Raw genomic sequence first — 22,296 nt, forward strand, 5'->3', positions numbered from 1 at the left:
CCTGCCGGGTCGGTCGGCCCGCACCGGGAAGATTTGACGCTGGAAGGAATTAACCGGATGCTGAGGACATGCGTGACGCAAGACTTGCCCAGCTTGGAACGGCCTGCTTATTGAGCGGGCTTTGCATGATCACATCCATCCAGGCACAGCCTACGCGTGGCCCCGGCGGTGAAGTTCGGGAACCGTTTGTGGCGCGGACCCTTCCGAAAGACGACGCGGAAAAGCGGATCCTGTCGGTGATTGAGGAGGTGGGCCGTACACAACGCCGTGGCAACATGATCGTTCCGGAGCAGGATGGTCGGATCCTGCGGGTGTTGGCGGAATCGATCGGTGCCCGGCATGTGGTGGAACTGGGGACCTCGGTGGGGTATTCCGGCTTGTGGTTTTGCCTGGCCCTGGAACGGACGGATGGGCGGCTGACGACCTTTGAGATTGACGAACGGCGTGCGGCGCAGGCCCGGGAGAACTTCCGTCGGGCCGGCGTGGCCGAGAGGGTAACGATCGTTCTGGGAGACGCCCACGAAACGGTCCGGCAGGTGAAGGATCCGGTTGACATGGTGTTCCTGGACGCGGACAAGGAGGGGTACCTGGATTATTTGCAGAAGTTGCTGCCGCTGGTGCGGCCCGGCGGGTTGATCGTGGCCCACAACATCACGCCAGGGATGGCGGACCCGAGGTACATCGAGGCGATCACCAATAATCCGGCTCTCGAAACGATCTTTCTCAACCTGCATGCGTCCGGGATCAGCGTGAGCTTGAAGAAGCGGTGAGAGGGGTCGGGTTTGTGTCCCCGTGCCCGGTGATCGCGCTTTCCGGGTGTCGGCGGGTGGCCTCCCGCGGATGAGCCCCGGGATCCGGTTGGGGTCGGTGGGGCGGCGCCTTGTGGAAAAGGTGTTTGGACGGAGAGAACTTTGAGACCATCGCCGGCGGAGATGGACGCCGGCCCGTGTGCCCATGACCACACCTGACCAACCCCGACGCGTTCTGAGTCTGCTGGATTCGACCTGCCTGATCCTGGGGATCATCATCGGGACGGGGATTTATCAAATGGCCCCGACCATAGCCGGTGGGGCCGGGGGACCGGCCGGCTTGTTTGGACTCTGGGTATTGGGGGGTCTGCTGTCGCTGTGCGGGGCCCTGTGCTATGCGGAGCTGGCCACGGCATATCCACGCGAGGGCGGGGATTACGTGTATCTGGGGCGGGCTTATGGCAGTTGGGCCGGCTTTTTGTTTGGTTGGGCGCAACTGGTGGTGGTGCGGCCGGGCGACATCGCGGTGATGGCCTTCGCGTTCGCGCTTTATGCAGGGCCCATTTTCGATCCCTGGTGGGTGGCGCTGGGCGGAACACCCGGCAGCGCGCACAAGATTTACGCCGCCGCCGCCGTGGTCGCCCTGACCGTGATCAACGTGATCGGCGTGCAGGCGGGCAAATGGACACAGAACGTCCTGACACTGACGAAGGCCGCGGGTCTGCTGGCCATTGGATGTGCTGCGTGGGTGGGCGGGCCGGCTGGCCCGGAAGCGGATCCGGGACCGATGCCGGATGGGTTGCCCTGGACGCTCGCACTGATCTTTGTGTTGTTCACGTTTGGAGGGTGGAACGAGATGGCGTATGTGGCTGCCGAGGTTAAGGATCCGCAGCGCAACATTGTCCGGGCCATGGTGCTTGGGATGGCCGCGGTGACGGGGTTGTATCTGCTGGTCAATGCCGCGTTTGTCCATGCCCTGGGATATGAAGGGTTGGTGAGGTCCGAAGCGGTGGCTGTGGATGTGGTGCGGCGGGTCTGGCCGGAGCAGGCGGTGACGCTGGTGAGCGCGCTGATTTGCATATCCGCCCTGGGCGCAGTGAACGGGCTGGTCCTGACCGGTGCCCGGATCACGTACGCCATGGGCAGGGATTACCCCTGGTTTCAATGGTTGGGAAGGTGGGATGCCCGTCGCAATGCCCCGGCGGCAGCCTTGTGGGTTCAGGGTGGGCTGGCGTTGGGTCTGATTCTGGTTTTGGGTGATTTTGTGCGCACCGTCGTGTACACGTCTGCGGCGGTGTACACATTTTACATGGCGACCACCCTGGCGGTGTGGGTGTTGCGGCGGAAGGAACCCGAGATGGAGCGACCGTACCGGACGTGGGGGTACCCGGTGACGCCATGGTTGTTTGCCGGGGTGTGTGGCTGGTTGATTTACAGTGCGGTGGCGTATCGGCCGTGGCTGGCAGCGGGCTCGGCGGTGCTGATCTTGCTGGGCCTGCCCCTGTGGTGGTGGCAGCAAAAGAAAATGCGGAGCCGGTCTCAGCCGGCCGGGGCATCGGGCTAGAGGGACGGCTCCTGTGGCGGTAGTCCCCACCACGTTTGCCAGGGTTCGAGCCTCAAAGTTCCGTTCACCTCCCTGTTCGGGATCGAACTGCCGGTGGTGGCATCGTGCCAGGTCAGCTCACAACCCCGGACCGGGCCCGGGACGGCATACACCGCGGCATCGCCGGACAGGTTGTGAATGCAAAGGACACTTTGCCCGGAGTGGGGATCCTGCCGCTCAATGACGAACAGGCGCGGGTCGGATTCGTGAACGATCTGGGGCGCGGCCGGGGCAAAAGCCGGATGCGACCTCCGCAGGGCCAGCCAGCGGCGCAGGGCGGTGTGGACTTGCGCACGCAGAGAGGATGGATCGGCCAACTCGGTCTCCAATCGGCTCAGACCGAGTTTTTCCCGGTTGATGCGGCGGTAAATGCCCGTCGCGAGGGCGGCCGCCCGATCCCCGCGGGATCCGAACAGAGAGTGAAAATAGAGCGCGGGCATGCCGGGCAGACTCAGGGCGATGGCATGGGCGGTGGCGAACTTGCGGGCAACGATTCCCGGCGGCTCGGCGGCCTCCGGGGGGCTGAGGGCGTCCAGATAGTTGATGTTCAGTTCGTACGGTGCCCGCGATCCATCGGGCAGGGCTTTTTCCGATACGAATCCGCCGGCTGCCCGGGTATGCCGCACCAGGGCTTCGATGTGGTGGTCCTGCAGAATACCGCGGACGGGGTTGAGTCCGATCCCGTCGTGGGAGGCGAGGTAGTTGAGAAAGGCCGTGTGGGGTGAAGGCGTGCGGAGTTGGGCGGCCCACCGGGTCAGCTCCCGGGCCTGGCCGGTGAGGAAACTGTGCAGGACCAATGGTGGCAGGGCGAAGTTGTAGACGAGGTGGGCTTCGTTGGTTCCGTCGCCAAAGTAGGAGACGTTTTCGGCGTGGGGCACGTTGGTTTCGGTGACGAGTCGGACATCGGGAGTTACGTGGTCGAGAATGGTTCGCATGAGCTGTACGATCCGGTGCGTCTGCGGCAGGTGGAGGCAGGTGGTGCCGATCTCTTTCCACAGGAAGGCCACGGCATCGAGCCGGATAAAGCGGGCGCCGTGGCGGACGTACTCCAAGAGGATCTCCAGCATGGTTCGCAGCACGGCGGGGTTGCGGTAGTTGAGGTCCACCTGGTCGGCGCTGAATGTGGTCCAGACCTTTCGCGGGCCGGCGACGCCGGGGAATTCGTTCAGCAGGGGTGTGGTCCGCGGGCGGATGACCCTGGAGAGGTCGGGGCTTCCCTCCACGGTGATGTAGAAGTCGCGGTATTGGGGGTCGTCCTGGAGGAACCGTTGAAACCATGGACATTGCGAGGAGGTATGGTTGCAGACCAGATCCAGCATCAAGTCGAACCGGCTGCCGAGGCGCTCGATGTCCTGCCAGGAACCGTACCGGGGGTCCACGGCGCGGTAATCGACCACGGCGAACCCATCATCGGAGGTCCATGGGTAGAAGGGGAGGATGTGGACTGCACGGACGTCGGATGCAGCGTGGCGCTGCAGGAAGCTTCCCAACACCTGCAGGGGCGGTTGTTCGGGATCGAGCACCTGGTCGGCGTAGGTGATCAGCATCACGTCGCCGTTGGTCAGGGGCCGGTACGGGCGGGGCGGCAGGTGGTGTCGTGTTTGCTCCACCATTTGGACGAGCGCGGGGGCCAGGTACCGGGCGGGTTGGATGCCATAGAGGCAGGAGAGGTGTTCCGTGATGCGTTGTTCGAGGGTCATGACGGGAGGGGTATAGATCAGGACGGGGCCGGAGGCAAGCGTACAGCCCGGAGGGGGTTGAGTGGGGTCGGGCGGCCGGGCGGCAGAGGGTGGCGCCCGGCACTGCCGGGGCGGGTGGGGGCCGGGGGTTCGCATTTGACGGTGTGCCGGGCATCTCGTAGCGTTGGCATTGCCTGACATCATTCACCGGGCAACCATGATTGGCTTTCTCCTTAAAAAACTGATCGGTTCGAAGAATGACCGCGAGATCCGGCGGCTGCGGCCGCTGGTGGCCAAGATCAACGAGATCGAGGCCGGGCTGAGTTCGCTGTCGGACGACGACCTGCGCCGGAAGACGGCGGAATGGAAGGCGCGGCTGTCGGCCATCAAGGACAATGCCGAGCTGGCGGCGGCGCTGGACGCGCTATTGCCGGAGGCGTACGCCGTGGTCAAGAACGTCTGCCGGCGACTGACCGAACGCCGGGCGGAGGTGGTGGTGCGGGGTCACACCATCGTCTGGGATATGATCCCGTTTGACGTCCAGATCATCGGCGCCATCGCACTGCACCAGGGCAAGATCGCCGAGATGGCCACGGGTGAGGGCAAGACCCTGGTGGCGACCATGCCGGTGTACCTGAACGCCCTGACCGGCCGGGGAGTGCACGTGGTGACGGTGAATGATTACCTGGCGCAGCGCGACAGCGAGTGGATGGGGGCCATTTACAAGTTTCTGGGACTGACGGTGGGCTGCATTGTTCATGACCAGCCGCCGGCCGTCCGGCGCGAACAGTACTATTGCGACATCACCTATGGCACCAACGCCGAGTTTGGGTTTGACTACCTGCGGGATAACGGGATGGCGTTGCGCAAGGAGGACCAGGTCCAGCGCGGGCACTACTTCGCCATCATTGACGAGGTGGACTCCATCCTCATTGATGAGGCGCGGACGCCCCTGATCATCAGCGGACCGGCGGTTCGTACGTTTGACGACCTGTACGTGCGCTGGAAACCGGCGGTGGAATCGCTGGTCCGGGCCCAGCAACGATTGTGCGATCAGTTCCTGGAGGAGGCCCGAAAGCTGATCCGGCAGCTTCGTCCCGCGGACGGGCGGCGTCCGGAAAACGCCGAGGAGCTGGAGATGGAGATCGGGCTGCTGCTGTACCGGGTGAAGATGGGGCAGCCCAAATCCGAGGGACTGCTGCGGCTGTTGGAGGATCCCGAGAACCTCCGGTTGATGAACCGTGCCGAGCTGGAGTTGCACAAGGACCAAAAGAAAGCCGAGCTGTTCCGGCAGAAGGAGGAGCTGTACTTTGCCATTGACGAGAAGAGCCACGATGCGGACCTGACCGAGAAGGGCCGGATGTTTTTGAGTCCGAACGATCCGGATGCGTTCATGCTGCCGGACATCACCGTGGCCCTTCACGAGATCGAGTCGAATCCTGCTCTGGACGCCCGGGGACGTCTCGAGGCCAAGACCCGGTTGCAGCAGGAGTTCGAGGCCAAGGCGCAGAAGATCCACGCGATTTCCCAACTGTTGAAGGCCTATTGCCTGTACGAGCGGGACGTGGAGTACGTGGTGCAGGATGGCAAGGTGATCATCGTGGATGAACACACCGGCCGCCTGATGCCGGGGCGCCGGTGGAGTGACGGGTTGCATCAGGCGGTGGAGGCCAAGGAGGGCGTGGCGATCGAGCGGGAGACCCAGACCCTGGCCACGATCACCATCCAAAACTACTTCCGCATGTACCAGAAGCTGGCCGGCATGACCGGTACGGCGGAAACGGAGGCCCAGGAATTTTGGGACATTTACAAACTGGGCGTGTTGGTGGTGCCGACCAACAAACCGGTGCGACGGATCGACTACAACGATTCCGTGTACAAGACGAAGCGGGAAAAGTTCGCCGCGGTGCTGCGGGAGATCAAGGAGATCCATGCCCAGGGGCGCCCCATCCTGGTGGGCACCATCTCGGTCGAGGTCAGCGAAATGCTGAGCCGGATGCTGCGGAAGGAGGGGCTGGTCCATTCGGTGCTGAACGCTAAGTATCATCAGCAGGAGGCCGAGATCATTGCACGGGCCGGCCAGCGCGGCGCGATCACCATCGCCACCAACATGGCCGGCCGGGGGACCGATATCAAACTCGGGCCCGGCGTGGCCGAGCTGGGCGGTCTGCACGTGATCGGGACCGAGCGACACGAGGCACGGCGCATCGACCGTCAGCTGCGCGGCCGCTGCGCGCGCCAGGGGGATCCGGGCAGCTCGCACTTCTTCATCTCGCTGGAGGACGACCTGATGCGGTTGTTCGGCTCGGACCGCATCGTGAAGTACATGGAGCGCATGGGGTTGGAGGAAGGACAGGAACTGCAGCATCCGCTGCTGAACCGCTCCATCGAGCAGGCGCAGAGACGGGTGGAACAGCACAACTTCCAGATCCGCAAGCGCACGCTCGAGTACGACGACGTCATGAACCGGCAGCGGGAGGTCATTTACGGGTTTCGCAATGAGGTCCTGCATTCGGACAATGTCCGGGACCGGCTGCTGGAGATCATCGAGGAGGTGGTGGTACAGAAGGTGCAGCAGTACACCACCGACGACGAGGAGTTCGACCGCTGGAACGTCCGGGGTCTGACCGACTGGGTGAATCTGACCTTCCCGCTCGGGTTGTCGGAGGCGCAGGTGTTGGAGGTGGCGCGTCGGGGGGAGGAACTGCCGCCCCGGGAGTCGTTGTACGACGGTTTGAGTGCGGCGCAGTATGCCGTCGCCCGCTGGATTGTGGAGGCGGTGCACCGGGCTTATGAGCTCAAGGTCAGTTTCGAAGATCCGGAGCAACTGAAGGTCCTGGAGCGATACACGATCCTGAGTGCCGTGGACCGGCTGTGGCAGGAGCATCTCTACGAGATGGACAGCCTGCGATACAGCATTGGGCTGCGGGGCTACGGCCAGCGGGATCCGCTCATCGAGTACAAGGCCGAGGCCTACAAGTTGTTTGAGGACCTGATGACCAACATCAAGTCCGAGATCTGCCACAATGCCTTCCGGAGTGCCACGAGCCTGCTGGCCTTTGAGAACTTCCTGCAAAGCATCCCCAAACAGCTGTTGCACCAGAGCACCAGCGCTTTCGGGGGCGGGACCTCCCAGGGCACGAGCACTTCCGACAAGGCGAGCGAGGTGGTGCGCGAGGCGGCCTCGGCCGTGGAGAAGAGCCAGCCGATTCGGGTGGGCCCCAAAGTGGGCCGGAACGACCCGTGCCCCTGCGGCAGCGGGCGTAAGTACAAACACTGCTGCGGCCGGTGAGCCCGGCTCGGGCCCATGGAGCCGGTCCGGCCTCAGGGCCGCAGTTTGGCCTGACGCGCGTAGGCGACCAGTTCGGCGACGGTGGACATTCCCATTTTCCGCAGGAGCCGGCTGCGGTAGCGGTTGACGGTGGCGGTTCGAAGGCCCATGTGCCGGGCCATGTCGGCCGTGGTTTCACCCGCTGCCAGGCGGCAGAGAACCTCGAACTCGCGGTCGGTCAGCGTTTCATGGGGCGGGGCGGGGGCGGCGGGTTGTGAGGGTGCTTGCGGGCGGTGTTGCAGGGCGGGGCTCAGATAGATGTCACCGCGGTGGACGGTGCGAATGGCGTGAACCAGTTCGTCGGGGGCACTTTCCTTGTTGAGGTAACCGTTGGCTCCGGCGCGGATCAACCGGAGGGCAAATTGTTCCTCGGCGTGCATGCTGAGGATGAGAACCGGCAGCGAGGGACGTTGTTCCCGCACGATGCGCAGGACATCCAGACCCGTACGGCCGGGCAGGCTCAGGTCGAGGACCAGGACATCCCAGTCGGCCGCTGGCAGCCGGGCAATGGTTTCGTCGCTGGTGCCGGCTTCGCCGACGACGGCGATGTCGGTGGCTTCGGCCAGGATCTCCGTCAGACCGCGTCTGACCAGGGCATGATCGTCGACGATGAAGACCTTGATCATGGCCGGGGAACATCGGATTCCGGCTGGCACGGCACGCGTGCAAGGATGTGTGTGCCGTGTCCGGGCTGACTTTCGATGAGGAACTCTCCGCCCAGGGCGTGGACGCGTTCGCGCATGCCCAGGATGCCGAAGCAACCGGGGCGTTGCAGGGCTTCGCGGGACGCGCCGCGTCCGTTGTCGGTGACCGTCAGGCGCAGGGCGGATCCGTCGGTTTGCAGGGATAACTCCACCTGGGAGGCTTGTGCGTGGCGGGCCACGTTGGTCAACGCCTCCTGCGCGATGCGGAACAGGGCGGTGGCCACGCCCCGGTCGAGGTGGGGCAGGTGGGGGCCGAGCCGGACCTGGCAACGGATGCCGGTCCGGGTTTGGAACTGCTGGGCTTCCCATTCCAGGGCGGCGGCCAGGCCGAGCGTGTCGAGCAGGCCCGGTCGAAGTTCGCTGGAAATTCTGCGCACGGTCTGCACGCTCTGGTCCACCAGTTGCATCATCTCGCGCAGCTTGATCTCACAGGCCGGGTCCGGGATGGCGGCTGCCTTTCGGAGGAGGGCCGCGAGGTCCATCTTGAGTTTGGTGAGCATCTGGCCGAGCTCATCATGGATCTCGCGGGCGATCCGGGCACGTTCATCTTCGCGGCTTGTCTCCAGGTTGCGTGCCAGGGCACGGAGGCGCTGGCGCGACTCGCGCAGCATGTTCTGGTAGCGTTTGCGCTCGGTGATGTCGCGGAAGACGAGGACCGACCCGAATCTTCCGTGGACTTCATCCTGCAGGGGTGCCTCGGTAACTTCCACGGGCACGGTTTGATCGTTTCGGGTGAACAGAAGGATTTCGCGGGCCGGCGCGGGTCTGGCCGATGCGTGGCCTGCGGTTTGTTGGTCGAGGAACGAGGTGTCGGATTCCGGGCCGACCGAGCGGGCGCGGAACACGGTACTGAGGGGTTGGCCCCGGATCTCGGGGGTGGTCCAGCCGGTGAGGCGCTCGGCTGCGGGGTTCAGATAAAGAACTTCATCGGCCGGTCCGACCAGGATGACTCCGTCGGCGGCACAACGCACGGCGGCCGTGAGGGCTTGTTCGAGTCGGACCAGATGGCTTTCCCGCGCGTGTCGCTGCAGGGCCAGTTCCATGCAGGCCTTGAGCTCCTGCGGGTGAAAGGGTTTGAGCAGGTAACCGAAGGAACCGCTCCGATGCACCTCCTCCAGGGTTTGTTCGTCACTGCGGCCGGTGAGGAAGATGCTGGGGATGTCCAGTTCCTCCCGCAGGCGCCGGGCCAGATCGATGCCCTCGGTTCGCCCGTGCAGTTCGATGTCGAGAACGGCCAGATCCGGTCGGGTCTCGGCTGCGATGCGGAAGCCCTCGGCGGCCGAGTCGGTGATGCCGACCACGGCATAACCGAGTCGGCGGACTGCCGACGCCAGCAGTTGGGCCACCGGCGCCTCGTCCTCCACAATGAGCAGACGGCGTGGTTCCATGGGAAAGTCCGGCCTGCCAGGCAGGGCGGAACGTTGCCCCTCGTTTAGACGATTGGCCCCTGAACGCAAGCGAAAATGGTTACCGGCTTCGTGACGGGGTGGGGCATTGGATGGCCCGGGATGCTTACGTGAGTTGAGTGCGGTCACCCGGTTTGCGGGCGTACAGGCCCGTGCTGGTGCTTTCGGTTCATTCGGATGGAATGGATTGCCTGGCGTGCTCTGCAACGCCGTGGCGGCTGCGTCGGTGCTGATGTAGAAGGCGTCGGTCCGGGAGCGGGGACACGGTCGGTCTGGTGTGGATATTGGCCCGGTAAGGGTGTCAGAGTGCGTGGAAATGTTCCGGGTCCCTGGAGCCGGGACGGGTCAGGGGTGGGCGGGCGGTTGCGTTACGGGGCAGGACTTGGGACCGTTTCTCCGGGTTACGGAAGGGCCTTTGGTGGGGACTGTTGGCGCGGGCGATCCCGGGCTCTCAGCTGGCGACCGGAGTGGGGGTGGCGCCGTGGTCCCAAGACCTCGGGAACGGAGAAGTTCCAAGCCCGGATGGGTTGGAGCTGGGGCTGAATATGCGGTTGGACCCCTACCGCGCCGGGCGCGGGGGACCCGGAAGCGATTTTGGGCTTAACGTTTTCGAGCCCGTTTGACTTTGAGCTGGGCGGCGGTGCGGGCCAGGGTGGCCTGAACGAGGGCTACATCCTCGTCGCTGAGTTTCTCTTTGAGGCGCGCCTCGGCCCGCCGCCGCGCCTCCTCCACCCGGGCCTCGTCGATGCTGTCGGCCTCGATGGCCATGTCGGTGATGATGGTGACGTGGTCGCCGGTGATTTCGGCGAACCCCTCCCCCACGGCCATGTGCGTTTCCTCGGTCCCGCGTCGGATCACCAGTTCCCCGGGTTCGATCTGGGTCATCAGCGGGGTGTGCATGGGGAAAACGCCCAGTTCACCCTCCACGCCGGGCAGTGTGACCATGTCCACGTCGCCGGAGAAGACCTCGGCTTCGGGGGTTACAATGGTGAGACGGAGCGTGTGGGCCATGGGTGGCAATGCGGGACGTCAGGATTCCTGGAGCACCTCGTCAATGGTGCCTTTCATGTAAAAGTTGGCTTCGGGCACGTCGTCGTGTTTGCCCTCAAGGATTTCCTTGAATCCCCGGATGGTCTCCTCCAGCGGCACCTGGCGTCCGGGCCGGCCGGTGAACACCTCGGCCACGGAGAAGGGTTGGCTCAGGAACCGCTGGATTTTGCGGGCGCGGAACACGGTGAGTTTATCCTCGGGCGACAGTTCATCCATGCCGAGGATGGCGATGATGTCCTGGAGATCCTTGTACCGTTGGAGGACCCGCTGGACACCCCGGGCCACCTCGTAGTGTTCGCGTCCCACGATTTCGGGCGTGAGCGCTCGTGAGGTGGAAGCGAGGGGATCCACCGCCGGGTAGATGCCCAGCTCGGTGAGCGCCCGGTCCAGCACGATGGTGGCGTCCAGGTGGGTGAACGTGGTGGCGGGGGCGGGGTCGGTGATGTCGTCGGCCGGGACGTAAATGGCCTGGAAGGAGGTGATGGAGCCCTTCTTGGTGGAGGTGATCCGTTCCTGCAGGTCGCCCATCTCGGCCGCCAGGGTGGGTTGGTAACCCACGGCGCTGGGTGTGCGGCCCAGGAGGGCGGAGACCTCGGAGCCGGCCTGCGAGAAACGGAAGATATTGTCGATGAACAGGAGCACGTCCTGGTTGCGTTCGTCGCGGAAATACTCGGTGATGGCCAGGCCGGTCAGGGCCACGCGCAGACGCGCTCCGGGCGGCTCGTTCATCTGGCCGTATACGAGGGCGATCTTGGACTTGGAGGGTTCCTTGAGGTTGATGACGCCGGCCTCGATCATTTCGTTGTACAGGTCGTTGCCCTCGCGGGTGCGCTCGCCCACGCCTGCAAACACGGATACGCCGCCGTGGAGCTTGGCGATGTTGTTGATGAGCTCCATGATGACGACGGTCTTGCCCACGCCGGCCCCACCGAAGGCCCCCACCTTGCCACCTTTGAGGAATGGACAAATCAGGTCGATCACTTTGATGCCGGTGACGAGCAGTTGCGGCGATGTGGACTGCTCGGTCAGGGTGGGTGGTTTGCGGTGGATGGGGTAGCGTTTTTCGGCCTGGATCGGTCCGCGTTCATCCACCGGGTCGCCGGTGACATTCAGCACGCGGCCCAGCACGGCCTCGCCCACGGGCACGGTAATGGGGCCGCCGGTGTCGATGACCTCGTAGCCCCGTTTCATGCCGTCGGTGGACCCCATGCAGATGGTGCGCACCCAGTTGTCGCCCAGGTGCTGTTGCACCTCGAGCACGCGTTTGACCCGGCCCTCGCCGGGCACGTCGTATTCGATCGTGAGGGCGTTGTAGATGGCCGGGACTTGGTCGGGGAACTCGACGTCCACGACCGGACCGATGACCTGAACGACTCTGCCTTTGTTCATGACGTATCCGAATCAGGAAAGGGCCATTTGGGCGGTGGCGATTTCGAGCAGTTCCTTGGTGATGCCCGCCTGGCGCAGTTTGTTGTACTGCAGGGTGAGGTCCTTGACCAGTTGGTTGGCGTTTTCGGTGGCGTTTTTCATGGCCACCATGCGCGCGCTGTGTTCACTGGCCTTGGCCTCCAACAACACCTGGTAAATCCGGAAATTGAGGTAGTGGGGCAGCAGGGCGCCCAGGACCTTGTCGGGCGCGGGCTCAAACAGGAACTCCGTGGCGCCGCGCAACAGTTCCCCGCCAAGGTCGGCCCCGACGTGGTCGCTGGAAACAGCGCGAATTTCGCGCACCGGCAGAAGGGGATAGAGTTCCGGTCGCTGGACCAGGGTGGAGATGAAGTTCATGAACAGGACGTCCACCTGGTTGAAATCGCCCCGGAGGAAGCCGTCCTGAACGAAGCGGGAAATGGCCCGGGCCTCGGCGAACTGGGGCGTGTCTTTGTAGGAGAACTCGGCCAGCAGGGTTCTGCGGGCACGGGCCAGGAATTGGGCCGCCTTGCGGCCCGCCGCCACGAACACGGTTTCCTTGGGATCGAATTTGATCGCCTCGCGGAAGAGGGTGCTGTTCAGGGCGCCGCACAAACCCTTGTCCGTACTGACCAGGACCACGCAACGTCGGCCGCCGGGCCGCGCCTCCATCAGGGGGTGGGTGAAATCGGTGACCGTGGGCAACAGCTCGGCCAGGATCCGGTTCATGGCCGCGGCGTAGGGGCGCCCGGCCAGGGCGGCCTGCTGGGCCTTGCGCATCTTGGCCGCAGCCACCATTTGCATGGCCCGCGTGATTTGGGCCGTGCTTTTGACGGACCGGATGCGGCGGCGGATGTCGCGGAGACTGGGCATGGGGACGAGGGGAGTTCGGGTTTACCGCCAGGTCTGCTTGAACTCGGTGATCGCCTGTTTCAGCTCCGTCACCATGTCGTCGGTGAGGACCTTCTCTTTTCGAATCCGGGTCAGGAGATCGGCCTTGCGCGTGGTCAGGTAGTCCACCATCCGGGCCTGGAACTCCTTGATTCGCTCCACGGGTACATCGTCCATGAAGGCGTTTTGCACCGCCCACAGGACGGCCACCTGGATCTCGACGGGCACGGGCTTGTACTGCTCCTGCTTGAAGACCTCGACAATGCGTTTGCCGCGTTCGAGCTTGGCCTGGGTGACGGCGTCCAGGTCCGAACCGAACTGGGCAAACGCCGCCAGTTCACGGAACTGGGCCAGTTCACCCTTGATGCGGGCGGCCACCTGTTTCATGGCCTTGATTTGGGCGGCCGAACCGACCCGGGAGACGGACAGACCCACCGAAATGGCAGGTCGCACACCCTGATGGAAAAGGTCGGTTTCCAGGTAGATCTGCCCGTCGGTGATGGAGATGACGTTGGTGGGGATGTAGGCCGAGACGTCGCCGAGCTGCGTTTCGATGATGGGCAGGGCAGTCAGGGAGCCGTTCCCGTACTTTTCGTTCAACCGCGCGGCGCGCTCCAGCAGACGGCTGTGCAGGTAGAAGATGTCGCCGGGATAGGCCTCGCGGCCGGAGGGCCGTTTCAACACGAGCGATACCTGTCGGTAGGCCACCGCGTGTTTGGAGAGGTCGTCGTACACGATCAGGGCGTCCATGCCGTTGTCCATGAACCATTCGCCCATGGCGCATCCGGCGAAAGGAGCCAGGTACTGGTTGGTGGCCGCATCCGAGGCGGATGCCACAACCACGATGGTGTAGGGCATGGCCCCGTGTTCCTCCAGCACGCTGATGATCCGGGCGATGTTGGACTGCTTCTGCCCGATGGCCACGTAGATGCTGTAGAGCGGCCGGTAGGAGGTGTCGCCGGCTTCCTCGGCCTCGCGGTTCAATCGGGCGTTGTTGATGATCGTGTCGATGGCCAGTGTGGTCTTGCCGGTGGAACGGTCGCCGATGATCAGCTCCCGCTGGCCGCGGCCGATGGGGATCATGGCGTCAATGGCCATGATGCCGGTTTGCACCGGCTGGTTGACCGACCGGCGCTTGATGATCCCCGGAGCAATCTTTTCCACCGGGTAGAAGGTATCGGTTTGGATGGGGCCCTTGCCGTCGAGGGGACGGCCCAGGGCGTCCACCACCCGGCCCAGGAGGGCCTTGCCGACCGGTACCTGGAGCACCTTGCCGGTGGTCCGGACCTCGTGCCCTTCGCGGATGCTGGTGAAGTCACCCAGCAGGATGGCGCCCACTTCGGTTTCCTCGAGGTTGAGGGCCAGGCCCATCACCCCGTTACCGAAGTCGAGCATCTCATTGAGCATGGCGTCATCCAGTCCCTCGATCCGGACAACACCATCGCCGACCTCGCGGACAATGCCCACGTTTTGTCGGCGTGCCGCCGTTTTGGCTCCCGCGATTCGGGCCTCGATTTCCTGCAACAATTGGCTCATAAACCGTGGATCTCTTCTGCTACCGGCCGGCCGGTGTCCGGGGAGATCCTGAATCCCCCCGCCGGTCCGGCCCATGACCTTCATTCAAAACTTTCGGCCAGCTGCCGCAAGCGCCCCAGCACGGACGCATCGTACACATCGCTGCCCACACGCAACCGCAACCCCGCGATCAGCGCGGGATCCACTGCATATTGCCAGTACAGGCCCGGACCGTACCGGTGGCTGACCTGCTGTTGCAACCGTTGCCGCAGGTCGTCCGGCAGGGGAATGGCGCTTTCCACCCGCGCCGTCCGGCGTTGGAGGTCCAGTTTCACCAAACGCTGGAAATGGCTCAGCAGCCGCAGGTAACCGCGCGGTCGTTCCGCCAGTACCTGGTCAACGACCGCACGAACCCGTGCCTCGTCGACTCGCCCCTCCACCAAGCAGAGCCGGTAGAGGCGCTTGGCCTCGCGTCGGATCAACCGGTTACTGACCATTGCATTACCTCGCCGGGTACGGTTCCTTCAACTTCCGGTTCCATCCGGTTCAGGCGGCCACCTGACGAGTGGCTTCGTCGAGAATCCGGCGCTGATCTTCGGGCGTCAGTACCTTGCCGGTGACGGTGATGGTGGTCTGGACCACCAGCCGACCGATCTCGCGCTTGAGCTCGGCCAGCATGCGGGCGCGGTCCAGCTCCGCGGCCTCGCGGGCTTTGGCCAGGATTTGTTCCGCGGCGGCCACCGCCTTTTGGGCCTCCTGGGCCTGCAATCGGGCGGCGGCCTGCCGCGCCTCTTCGATCAGCTTCTGGGCCTGGGCCTGGGCCTCGGCCAGGATCTGCGTCCGTTGTCGCTCGGTGGCCTCCAGCTCGGCCCGGATCCGCTCGGCCTGGGCCATGCTTTCGGCGATCTTCTGCCGGCGCAGCTCCAGCATGCGCAGCACCGGCTGGTAGGCCCATTTCCACAGGACGAACAGGACGATGGCGAAGTTGATCGTTTGCGCGATCAACTTTGGCCATTGGATGCCCAGCGTCTGGAGGGTTTCGCCCATAAGCGCATCAGCGTGGCACGACGAAGTAGATCAGAATGGCCAGACCTTCCGCCAGCGCCATGCCGATGAGCGCCGTGGTGAAGACCTTGCCGAAGGCACCGGGGTTCCGGCCGATGGCTTCCGAGGCCTTGGCAGCGGCAATACCGACGCCCAGGGCCGCGCCCATGCCCACCAAGCCGATGGGCAGATTACCAGAGAGTTCTGCGAGCATCATGGTTTGTTCCAGGTTTCTCAGGTTTAGGGTTCGTGTTGGTGTTCACGGTCGTCCGCGCGTGGCACGGTCCCGACCGCCAAATCTCTAATGTTCAGCCCCGCCGCCGTGGCCCTCGTCCTCCACATGCGAGCACAGGGTGCCGATGAATGCGATGGACAGCAGGGTAAACACCAGCGCCTGCACCACCGCAACCAGCAATTCCAGAAAATAAAACGGCAGCGCCCCGATTCCCAGGGGCGAATGAGTCAGCATGATCGTCAACACGCTCTCGCCCCCGTAAATGTTGCCATAGAGACGCATGGCCAGAGCCACCGGCCGGATGCAGATCGAAATCACCTCGATCAGGCCGATGAAAAGGAAGATCAGCGACAGAGGAATCACGATCCAACCGCGCATGCCGCCCTTGACGCCGAAGATGTGCTTGATAAGGCCCACGGGACCGTTGTAGCGGATCGCCCACCATGTGCTCATGATGAAAAACACGGCGGCCATGGCCACGGTCATGTTCGCATCAGCCGTCGGTGGACGCAGCAGCGGCTTTTCCACGTGGTCCACCCCGAACGGTCCCGGTCCGGGTTGACCCCAACCGATGCTGCCCACGCCCGGTAACAGGCCCATCAGATTCGAGATCACGATGAACAGGAAAAACGTGGCCACCAGGGGAAAGGCCCAACGCGCCACTTTCGGTTCCAGCAGGCCCCTCGTGAGTTCCTCCAAACTCTCCACGGCCGTTTCCACCAGGTTCTGGACGCCGGTGGGGACCTCCTGCATCCGGCGTGTCCCCAGCCGGACAACCAGAAAGATCACCAGGGCGATCAACCACGTGTAGACCATGGAGTTGGTGACCGGCAGAGGTCCCAGGTGAAACAGAACCGGTGCATCCGGTGTCACCGGCGGGCCCGCCTCGGCGGCATGGCCGTGCCCGGCCGATCCGGCGGCCGCGGCCATCCCGGGCCAGGCCAAAACGCAAATCCACAACCAAAATGTTCGCATCAACCCCATGCTCCAGTCGCTAAAATCCCGGTGCGCGAACCGAGAAGGCAACGATTTGACTTTGCTCCGCTGCCGGTCGGCTTCTCAGCCGGACCGCAGAGCGGGTGCGAAGCTGGACGAACAGCAGAAATTTCTCAAGTCTTTTTCGCGGCCAACAAAAAATTTTTTGATGAACAGGGCACCCGGCACGTGGGGAGGGGCTGGCACCCGACGCCGGAGCCCGCCCCGGGTCGATCGGTACGCGCATGTCGTTCCCTGTGCGGTTTTTTAAGGCGGATTTCGAGCGGGTCGGTGGGAGTTGTCCAATGAAGGCGGTGCGGGCCTTGTTTGGGGCCGTCGCGGCCCGGGTTTGACCCTCCAAGGGGCATGCCTCATGTTGGATCCACATGGGCAACACGTTCGGCCATTTGTTTCGGGTGACGACCTGGGGTGAATCGCACGGCGGCGGTGTGGGAGCAGTGGTGGATGGCTGCCCGCCCCGATTGCCGTTGACCGAGGCGGATATCCAGTCGGAGCTGGACCGGCGACGGCCGGGTCAATCGTCCATCGTCTCACCGCGGAAGGAGGCGGACCGCGTGGAGATCCTGAGCGGGACGTTTGAGGGGTTGACGCTGGGCACGCCCATCTGTCTGTGGGTTCGGAACGTAGATGCCCGGCCGGAGGCGTATGAGGAAATGGCGCGGAAGTTTCGCCCGTCGCATGCGGATTACACGTACCAGGCCAAGTACGGCATCCGGAACTGGCAGGGCGGCGGCCGCAGCAGCGCGCGCGAAACGGTCGGGCGCGTGGCCGCCGGTGCCATTGCCCGCAAATGGCTGCGCCTCAGCCATGGCGTGGAGATCGTGGCCTGGGTGGCCCAGGTCCATGAAATTACCGGTCAAGTAGACCCGGAAAAGGTGACCCGCGAACAGGTGGACGCCACGCCGGTGCGGTGTCCCGACCTTGAAGCCGCCCGGCGCATGATCGAATTGATCGAAAAGGTGCGGTCCGAGGGCGACACGGTGGGGGGGATTGTTGAGTGCTGTGTGCGTGGGGTGCCGCCGGGTTGGGGTGAACCGGTGTTTGACCGGCTGGAGGCCGACCTGGCCAAGGCCATGCTGAGCCTGCCGGCTTCGAAGGGCTTCGAGATCGGGTCCGGATTTGCCTGTGTGCACATGACCGGCCGCCAGCACAATGATCCGTTCCGGATTCGTGACGGCCGTGTGGTCACGACCACCAACCATTCCGGCGGCATTCAAGGGGGAATTTCCAACGGCATGCCCATCCGGTTTCGCGTGGCCTTCAAACCCGTGGCCACCATCATGCATGAACAGGACACGGTGGACGTGGACCTGCAGGAAACCACGCTCAAGGGCCGGGGACGGCACGATCCCTGTGTGCTGCCGCGGGCGGTGCCCATCGTGGAGGCCATGACGGCGCTGGTTTTGGCCGATCACGCCCTGCGTCACCGTGCCCAGTGCGGGTAGGTGGTAAACGGCCATAACCCAGGGTTCCCGACCTCCGGCCCGGCCCGCACGGACGCTCATGCTCGCACCAACCGTTTCTGCAGCGGCTCCCTCTCATCCAAGCCCACACCCCGGCTGCGATGCGAGGAGATCGGCCGGTGCGGGCAACCACCGGGTTCCGCAGCCGAAGTGCCCCATAAACCCCCGGCCGCCGCGGGTGGGGTGTCACATTCCCGGGCCCGGTTCCAAGGCGCCGCGGGGCCCTGCCGGGCAGAGGGCCCGTCGGCTCGGAGCGGGATTCACCCATCCGGAACCCGGCCCGGCCCGCCGCGGGGAGTTGACTTGCTGGCATCCCGGGCCAGGTTGAAGGAAGGACCGCGAACCTTGACCAGGGGGTGCAGTCACCTATCATGCGTTGAGTTTTGCGATCGTGCGAGAAAACCAAAGGACGATTATGACCAACATTGAAAGCATCAAGGCTCGGGAGGTTTTGGATTCCCGCGGGAATCCGACGGTTGAGGTGGACGTGACCCTGGTGTGCGGCGCAACCGGGCGGGCCGCGGTGCCCTCGGGCGCCAGCACGGGCGAACATGAAGCCCTGGAACTGCGCGACGGCGACAAGAAACGGTACCTGGGCCGCGGCGTTCTCAAGGCGGTCGAGAACGTCAACAAGAAGATTGCCCCCGCCCTCGAAGGCGTGGATGCCCTGGACCAGCTGACGGTGGACCGGACCATGCTGGAGCTGGACGGGACCGAGACAAAGTCCAAGCTTGGAGCCAATGCCATCCTGGCGGTTTCCCTTGCCACCGCCAAAGCCGCCGCCGCCGCCCTGGGCCAACCCCTCTTCCGTTACCTGGGTGGTCCGAACGCCAAGGTCCTGCCCGTGCCCATGGCCAACGTCATCAACGGCGGTGCGCATTCGGATGCCCCGATTGACTTTCAGGAATTCATGATCATGCCGTTGGGGCGCCCCACGTTCAGCGAGGGACTGCGGGCCATCACCGAGACCTTCCATGCGCTCAAGGGCGTGCTGAAACAACGGGGTCTCAGCACGGCCGTGGGTGATGAGGGCGGATTTGCTCCCCGGTTGGAGAGTGTGGAGGACGCGCTGGAGGTCCTGGTGCAGGCCATCAAGGCAGCCGGCTACAAGCCCGGCAGGGACATTTACCTCGCCCTGGACGTGGCCGCCTCGGAGTTCTATGACGGCAAGGGCCGGTACACGTTCAAAAAGAGCACCAAGGAGACCGTCACCGGCGACGACCTGGTGAGCCTGTACGAGAAACTGGTGGCCAGGTACCCTATCGTCAGCATCGAGGACGGCTGCGCCGAAAACGATTGGGAGACCTGGAAGAAGCTGACGCAGCGGTTGGGCAACCGTGTCCAGCTGGTCGGCGACGACCTCTTTGTGACCAACGTGAAGTTCCTCCGCAAGGGCGTTGAGAACGGAGTGGCCAACTCGGTGTTGGTGAAGGTCAATCAAATTGGTTCCCTCACCGAAACGCTCGACTGTGTGGAGCTGGCCAAGACCCACGCCTACACGGCGGTCATCAGCCACCGGTCGGGCGAGACCGAAGACGCCACCATCGCGGACATTGCTGTGGCGACGAACTGTGGCCAGATCAAGACCGGCTCGCTGAGTCGCTCGGATCGCCTGGCCAAGTACAACCAGTTGCTGCGGATCGAAGAAACCTTGGGTCGCAACGCCGTCTACGCCGGGACCAGCGCACTCCCGCGCGGGGCTTGAGGCGGCAGCCGGGCAGCAGTCCGGGTGATTTCAAGGTTGGGGGCGCCTGCTGGACTTCCTCCGGCAGGCGTCCTACTTTTCGCCCCACGGGTCACGGCTGCGAAGGAGCGGCCCAACCGTTGACATGAATCCAGACGTCCCGAAGGGCAAGGGAGAGGGAAGTCCGGCCTCCCACGGCTCTGCCCTGCCAGCGCTTGCGCCCGAAGAGCGGCGCTGGCTGGTGGCGGCCCTGGGGTTTGCTCTTCTTACGGATCTGGCCCACCTGCTCACCTGGCCCTTGCTGCCCGTGGACGAGACCCGGTACCTGTCCGTGGCCTGGGAGATGTGGCTGCGCCACGAGTGGCTCGTGCCCCACCTGAACGGAGCCTTGTATACGGACAAACCGCCGCTGCTGTTCTGGCTCGTGCACCTGGGGTGGGCCGTCGCCGGCGTTAACGATGTCTGGCCGCGAATGATTTCCGGTCTGGCCGCATGCGCGGCCCTCTGGCTGACGGCACGACTCGGCCGCGCGCTCTGGCCGCAACAGGCCCCCGCCAGTGCGGGCGCTTGGATCCTAGCCACGTGCGGTTTGTGGTTTGTGTGGACCGGCCTGGTCATGTTCGACCTCCTGTTGACCGTATTTGTGCTGCTGGGCTGGAATGCCCTGGTCGTTCCGCCCCTCGGCCGCGGTCGGTGGTTCTGGTGGACCATGGCTGTCGCCGGCGGGATGCTAACGAAAGGGCCGGTGGTATTGTTGTTTCTCCTGCCGCCGGCGGTGCTGGTCCGGTGGTGGGATCCGGTGCAGCAGGGCCTCTCTTGGCACTTACGATGGTTGGCCGCCACTGTGGCGGGCCTGGCGCTCGTGTTGTTGTGGTTTGTCCCTGCGATACTCCATGCGGGGTGGGATTACGGGCGGGCCATAGGACTGGACCAGACGGCCGGGCGGGTGGTCCGGAGCTACGCCCACCGGCGCCCGATCGGTTGGTACGTGCCGTTGATTCCATTGTTGACCCTGCCGTGGAGCCTTTGGTTGCCCGCTTACCGGAGGGCTGAAGGGACCGGCGCCGGTGCACCGGACCCCGGGTTGCGGTTTCTCTACACGGCGACGATCCCGGCGTTCGTGCTCCTGAACTGCATCAGCGGCAAGCAAGTTCACTATCTGTTGCCCCTGTTTCCCGCGCTGGCGCTCATATTTGCCCGGCGGGCCCAACAGGTGGGTCTGAGGTTGTCCCGGGCCTGGCCGTGGGCTTGGACGGTACTGTTCCTTTTGCCGTTGGCGGCATGGTGGGCTTTCCAAGCGGTGCCCCTTTGGCAGCCCTGGAGGGATTGGGCGGCCGGCGTGCCATGGTGGAGCCCGGCCGCGGCCGCGGGCATTGGTTGCGCGCTGGGCTTCCTTTCTCGGGCGCGCCCGGGACCGGGGATCCAACACTGGGCCCTGGGGGCCGGGCTGGGCCTGGGGCTGCTGTGCATGGGTGCCGGTCTCACTTTGCGAGAGCATTTTGAGTTGGGGCCCCTGGCCCGCGAAGTTCAGAGTCTCCAGCAGAAAAACCTCCCGGTGGCATGGGTTGGTCGATACCAGGGCGAACTCGGCTTTCTCGGACGACTTCGCCAGCCTCTGACCACGCTCCGGCCCGACGAGGTCAGCGATTGGGCACGAACGCATCCGGACGGGCTCTTCCTCGTACCATTCAGGGTCAAGTCGGGCCGGGCGGTGCCGGGACACGTGGGCGGGTACCGGGTGGGTGAGCGGATTGTGGAGCTCAGACGGGCAAACGAGCTGGTGGGCGAGCAACTGAAGTCGGGTGCGTGAGGGTTGGTCGGGCCGAGGGCGCACAGCGGTGTGAGCCTTACAGGGACAGCAGGTGTTGCGTGCGGCATTGCCGGGGATGCTGTTCCGGCTCTGGGTCGGACGGCTGGCTTGCTTCCCCGAGGCTAATTGGGCGGTTTGGCTCTCCTTGCGAGTTTCCGGCCGTGGCGGGCGGGGCCCACCGAATATCGGAGTCCGGGGGTCGCTCGGTTTCGTCTCCCGGGATGAGGGTTGGATGGACCATGTCTCGACGGATCGCGTGCAGGGACCGCACTTGAGCAGGTTGGGGACGGGGTTAGGGTTTGCCATGAACAAGGCCGAGAAGTGAAAGGTTGTGCAAAAGCGCAAATCGCCAGGCGCGGGCCGGAATCGAGCCGGGACCAAGGAGAGCAGCTACAAGGACGAGGCTGAGCGCCCGGGCAAATTCAGGAGAGGGTCCTCAACGCCCGAGGAACTGGAAAAGAGGGTTCCGAAGTTGGCGGGTCATCTTCCCCCGTTCGCTGTAAATGATGTTCTGGACCGGTGATCTGCCGGTTGGCGTCCCGGGCTACTCTCGCGGTCCAAGGGCGACGGTGCGGGGCAGAACGGAAAGGGCGGAGGTACCCCCAAACGCTCAGCTCCATCTTTCCGACTGTGATTCCTGAAAGAAACCGGACCGGGACAGCGCATTTGGGCCTGCGAAGCGGCCTTCGATTAGGAGGGTTACACTCTTCCTCAAGCTGGGGCGTTGTG

17 protein-coding genes are annotated in these 22,296 nt (G+C 64.4%); 6 read left to right on the plus strand and 11 right to left on the minus strand.

Going from position 1 to position 22,296, the window contains the following annotated elements:
- The first annotated feature begins 125 nt into the window (after nt 1-125).
- Both G4L39_RS01950 and G4L39_RS01955 read left to right on the plus strand, forming a co-directional pair.
- Complete coding sequence (locus G4L39_RS01950) at nt 126-770, plus strand: O-methyltransferase (RefSeq protein ID WP_165105495.1); 645 nt, start codon at nt 126-128, stop codon at nt 768-770.
- Nucleotides 771-954: 184 nt separating this feature from the next.
- Nucleotides 955-2,313, plus strand: coding sequence for an APC family permease (locus G4L39_RS01955; protein WP_165105497.1), 1,359 nt, complete (start codon nt 955-957; stop codon nt 2,311-2,313).
- On the opposite strand, the gene G4L39_RS01960 is transcribed toward G4L39_RS01955, so the two are convergent.
- Entirely contained in the window at nt 2,310-4,052 is a 1,743-nt protein-coding gene (locus G4L39_RS01960) for a sugar phosphorylase (RefSeq protein WP_165105498.1), read from the minus strand. The two genes, G4L39_RS01955 and G4L39_RS01960, sit on opposite strands and share 4 nt — an antisense overlap.
- A 196-nt stretch (nt 4,053-4,248) precedes the next feature.
- Here G4L39_RS01960 and secA point away from each other — a divergent pair, with 196 nt between their 5' ends.
- Nucleotides 4,249-7,323 carry a preprotein translocase subunit SecA gene (gene secA / locus G4L39_RS01965; protein WP_165105500.1) on the plus strand — a complete coding sequence of 1,025 codons (3,075 nt, stop codon included), beginning with the start codon at nt 4,249-4,251 and terminating at the stop codon, nt 7,321-7,323.
- Between the two features lie 32 nt (nt 7,324-7,355).
- Here secA and G4L39_RS01970 read toward each other — a convergent pair whose 3' ends face one another.
- The 10 genes from G4L39_RS01970 to G4L39_RS02015 all read right to left on the minus strand — a co-directional run bounded on the left by G4L39_RS01970 (nt 7,356) and on the right by G4L39_RS02015 (nt 16,589).
- Nucleotides 7,356-7,988 carry a response regulator transcription factor gene (locus tag G4L39_RS01970; RefSeq protein ID WP_165105502.1) on the minus strand — a complete coding sequence of 211 codons (633 nt, stop codon included), beginning with the start codon at nt 7,986-7,988 and terminating at the stop codon, nt 7,356-7,358.
- Nucleotides 7,985-9,454 (minus strand): response regulator, encoded by a 1,470-nt coding sequence (locus G4L39_RS01975; RefSeq protein ID WP_165105503.1) that lies wholly within the window; start codon nt 9,452-9,454, stop codon nt 7,985-7,987. Before G4L39_RS01975 ends, G4L39_RS01970 begins: the two co-directional genes overlap by 4 nt.
- 618 nt (nt 9,455-10,072) lie before the next feature.
- Nucleotides 10,073-10,483: a F0F1 ATP synthase subunit epsilon gene (locus G4L39_RS01980; RefSeq protein WP_165105505.1), complete on the minus strand. Its 411-nt coding sequence runs from the start codon at nt 10,481-10,483 to the stop codon at nt 10,073-10,075.
- Nucleotides 10,484-10,501: 18 nt separating this feature from the next.
- Nucleotides 10,502-11,911 (minus strand): F0F1 ATP synthase subunit beta, encoded by a 1,410-nt coding sequence (gene atpD, locus G4L39_RS01985; RefSeq protein WP_165105506.1) that lies wholly within the window; start codon nt 11,909-11,911, stop codon nt 10,502-10,504.
- 12 nt (nt 11,912-11,923) lie between these two features.
- Nucleotides 11,924-12,802, minus strand: coding sequence for an ATP synthase F1 subunit gamma (gene atpG / locus G4L39_RS01990; RefSeq protein ID WP_165105508.1), 879 nt, complete (start codon nt 12,800-12,802; stop codon nt 11,924-11,926).
- Nucleotides 12,803-12,823: 21 nt separating this feature from the next.
- On the minus strand, nt 12,824-14,356 hold the full coding sequence (atpA, locus tag G4L39_RS01995) for a F0F1 ATP synthase subunit alpha (protein ID WP_165105509.1): 1,533 nt from the start codon (nt 14,354-14,356) through the stop codon (nt 12,824-12,826).
- Nucleotides 14,357-14,436: 80 nt separating this feature from the next.
- Nucleotides 14,437-14,832 (minus strand): F0F1 ATP synthase subunit delta, encoded by a 396-nt coding sequence (locus tag G4L39_RS02000; RefSeq protein WP_165105511.1) that lies wholly within the window; start codon nt 14,830-14,832, stop codon nt 14,437-14,439.
- A gap of 49 nt (nt 14,833-14,881) precedes the next feature.
- Entirely contained in the window at nt 14,882-15,382 is a 501-nt protein-coding gene (gene atpF, locus G4L39_RS02005; protein ID WP_165105512.1) for a F0F1 ATP synthase subunit B, read from the minus strand.
- Nucleotides 15,383-15,389: 7 nt separating this feature from the next.
- Nucleotides 15,390-15,596, minus strand: a complete 207-nt coding sequence (locus G4L39_RS02010; RefSeq protein WP_165105514.1) for an ATP synthase F0 subunit C — start codon at nt 15,594-15,596, stop codon at nt 15,390-15,392.
- An 84-nt stretch (nt 15,597-15,680) separates the two neighbouring features.
- The gene (locus tag G4L39_RS02015) at nt 15,681-16,589 is read right to left on the minus strand and encodes a F0F1 ATP synthase subunit A (protein ID WP_240893734.1); all 909 of its coding nucleotides are present in this window, start codon (nt 16,587-16,589) and stop codon (nt 15,681-15,683) included.
- 386 nt (nt 16,590-16,975) lie between these two features.
- Here G4L39_RS02015 and aroC point away from each other — a divergent pair, with 386 nt between their 5' ends.
- The 3 genes from aroC to G4L39_RS02030 all read left to right on the plus strand — a co-directional run bounded on the left by aroC (nt 16,976) and on the right by G4L39_RS02030 (nt 21,567).
- Nucleotides 16,976-18,055: a chorismate synthase gene (aroC, locus tag G4L39_RS02020; RefSeq protein ID WP_165105516.1), complete on the plus strand. Its 1,080-nt coding sequence runs from the start codon at nt 16,976-16,978 to the stop codon at nt 18,053-18,055.
- Nucleotides 18,056-18,488: 433 nt separating this feature from the next.
- Nucleotides 18,489-19,778, plus strand: coding sequence for a phosphopyruvate hydratase (eno, locus tag G4L39_RS02025; protein ID WP_165105517.1), 1,290 nt, complete (start codon nt 18,489-18,491; stop codon nt 19,776-19,778).
- A gap of 124 nt (nt 19,779-19,902) precedes the next feature.
- Entirely contained in the window at nt 19,903-21,567 is a 1,665-nt protein-coding gene (locus G4L39_RS02030) for an ArnT family glycosyltransferase (protein ID WP_165105519.1), read from the plus strand.
- Nucleotides 21,568-22,296: the final 729 nt, after the last annotated feature.

The sequence above is a fragment of the Limisphaera ngatamarikiensis genome, from assembly GCF_011044775.1.
Taxonomy (GTDB): Bacteria; Verrucomicrobiota; Verrucomicrobiia; order Limisphaerales; family Limisphaeraceae; genus Limisphaera; species Limisphaera ngatamarikiensis.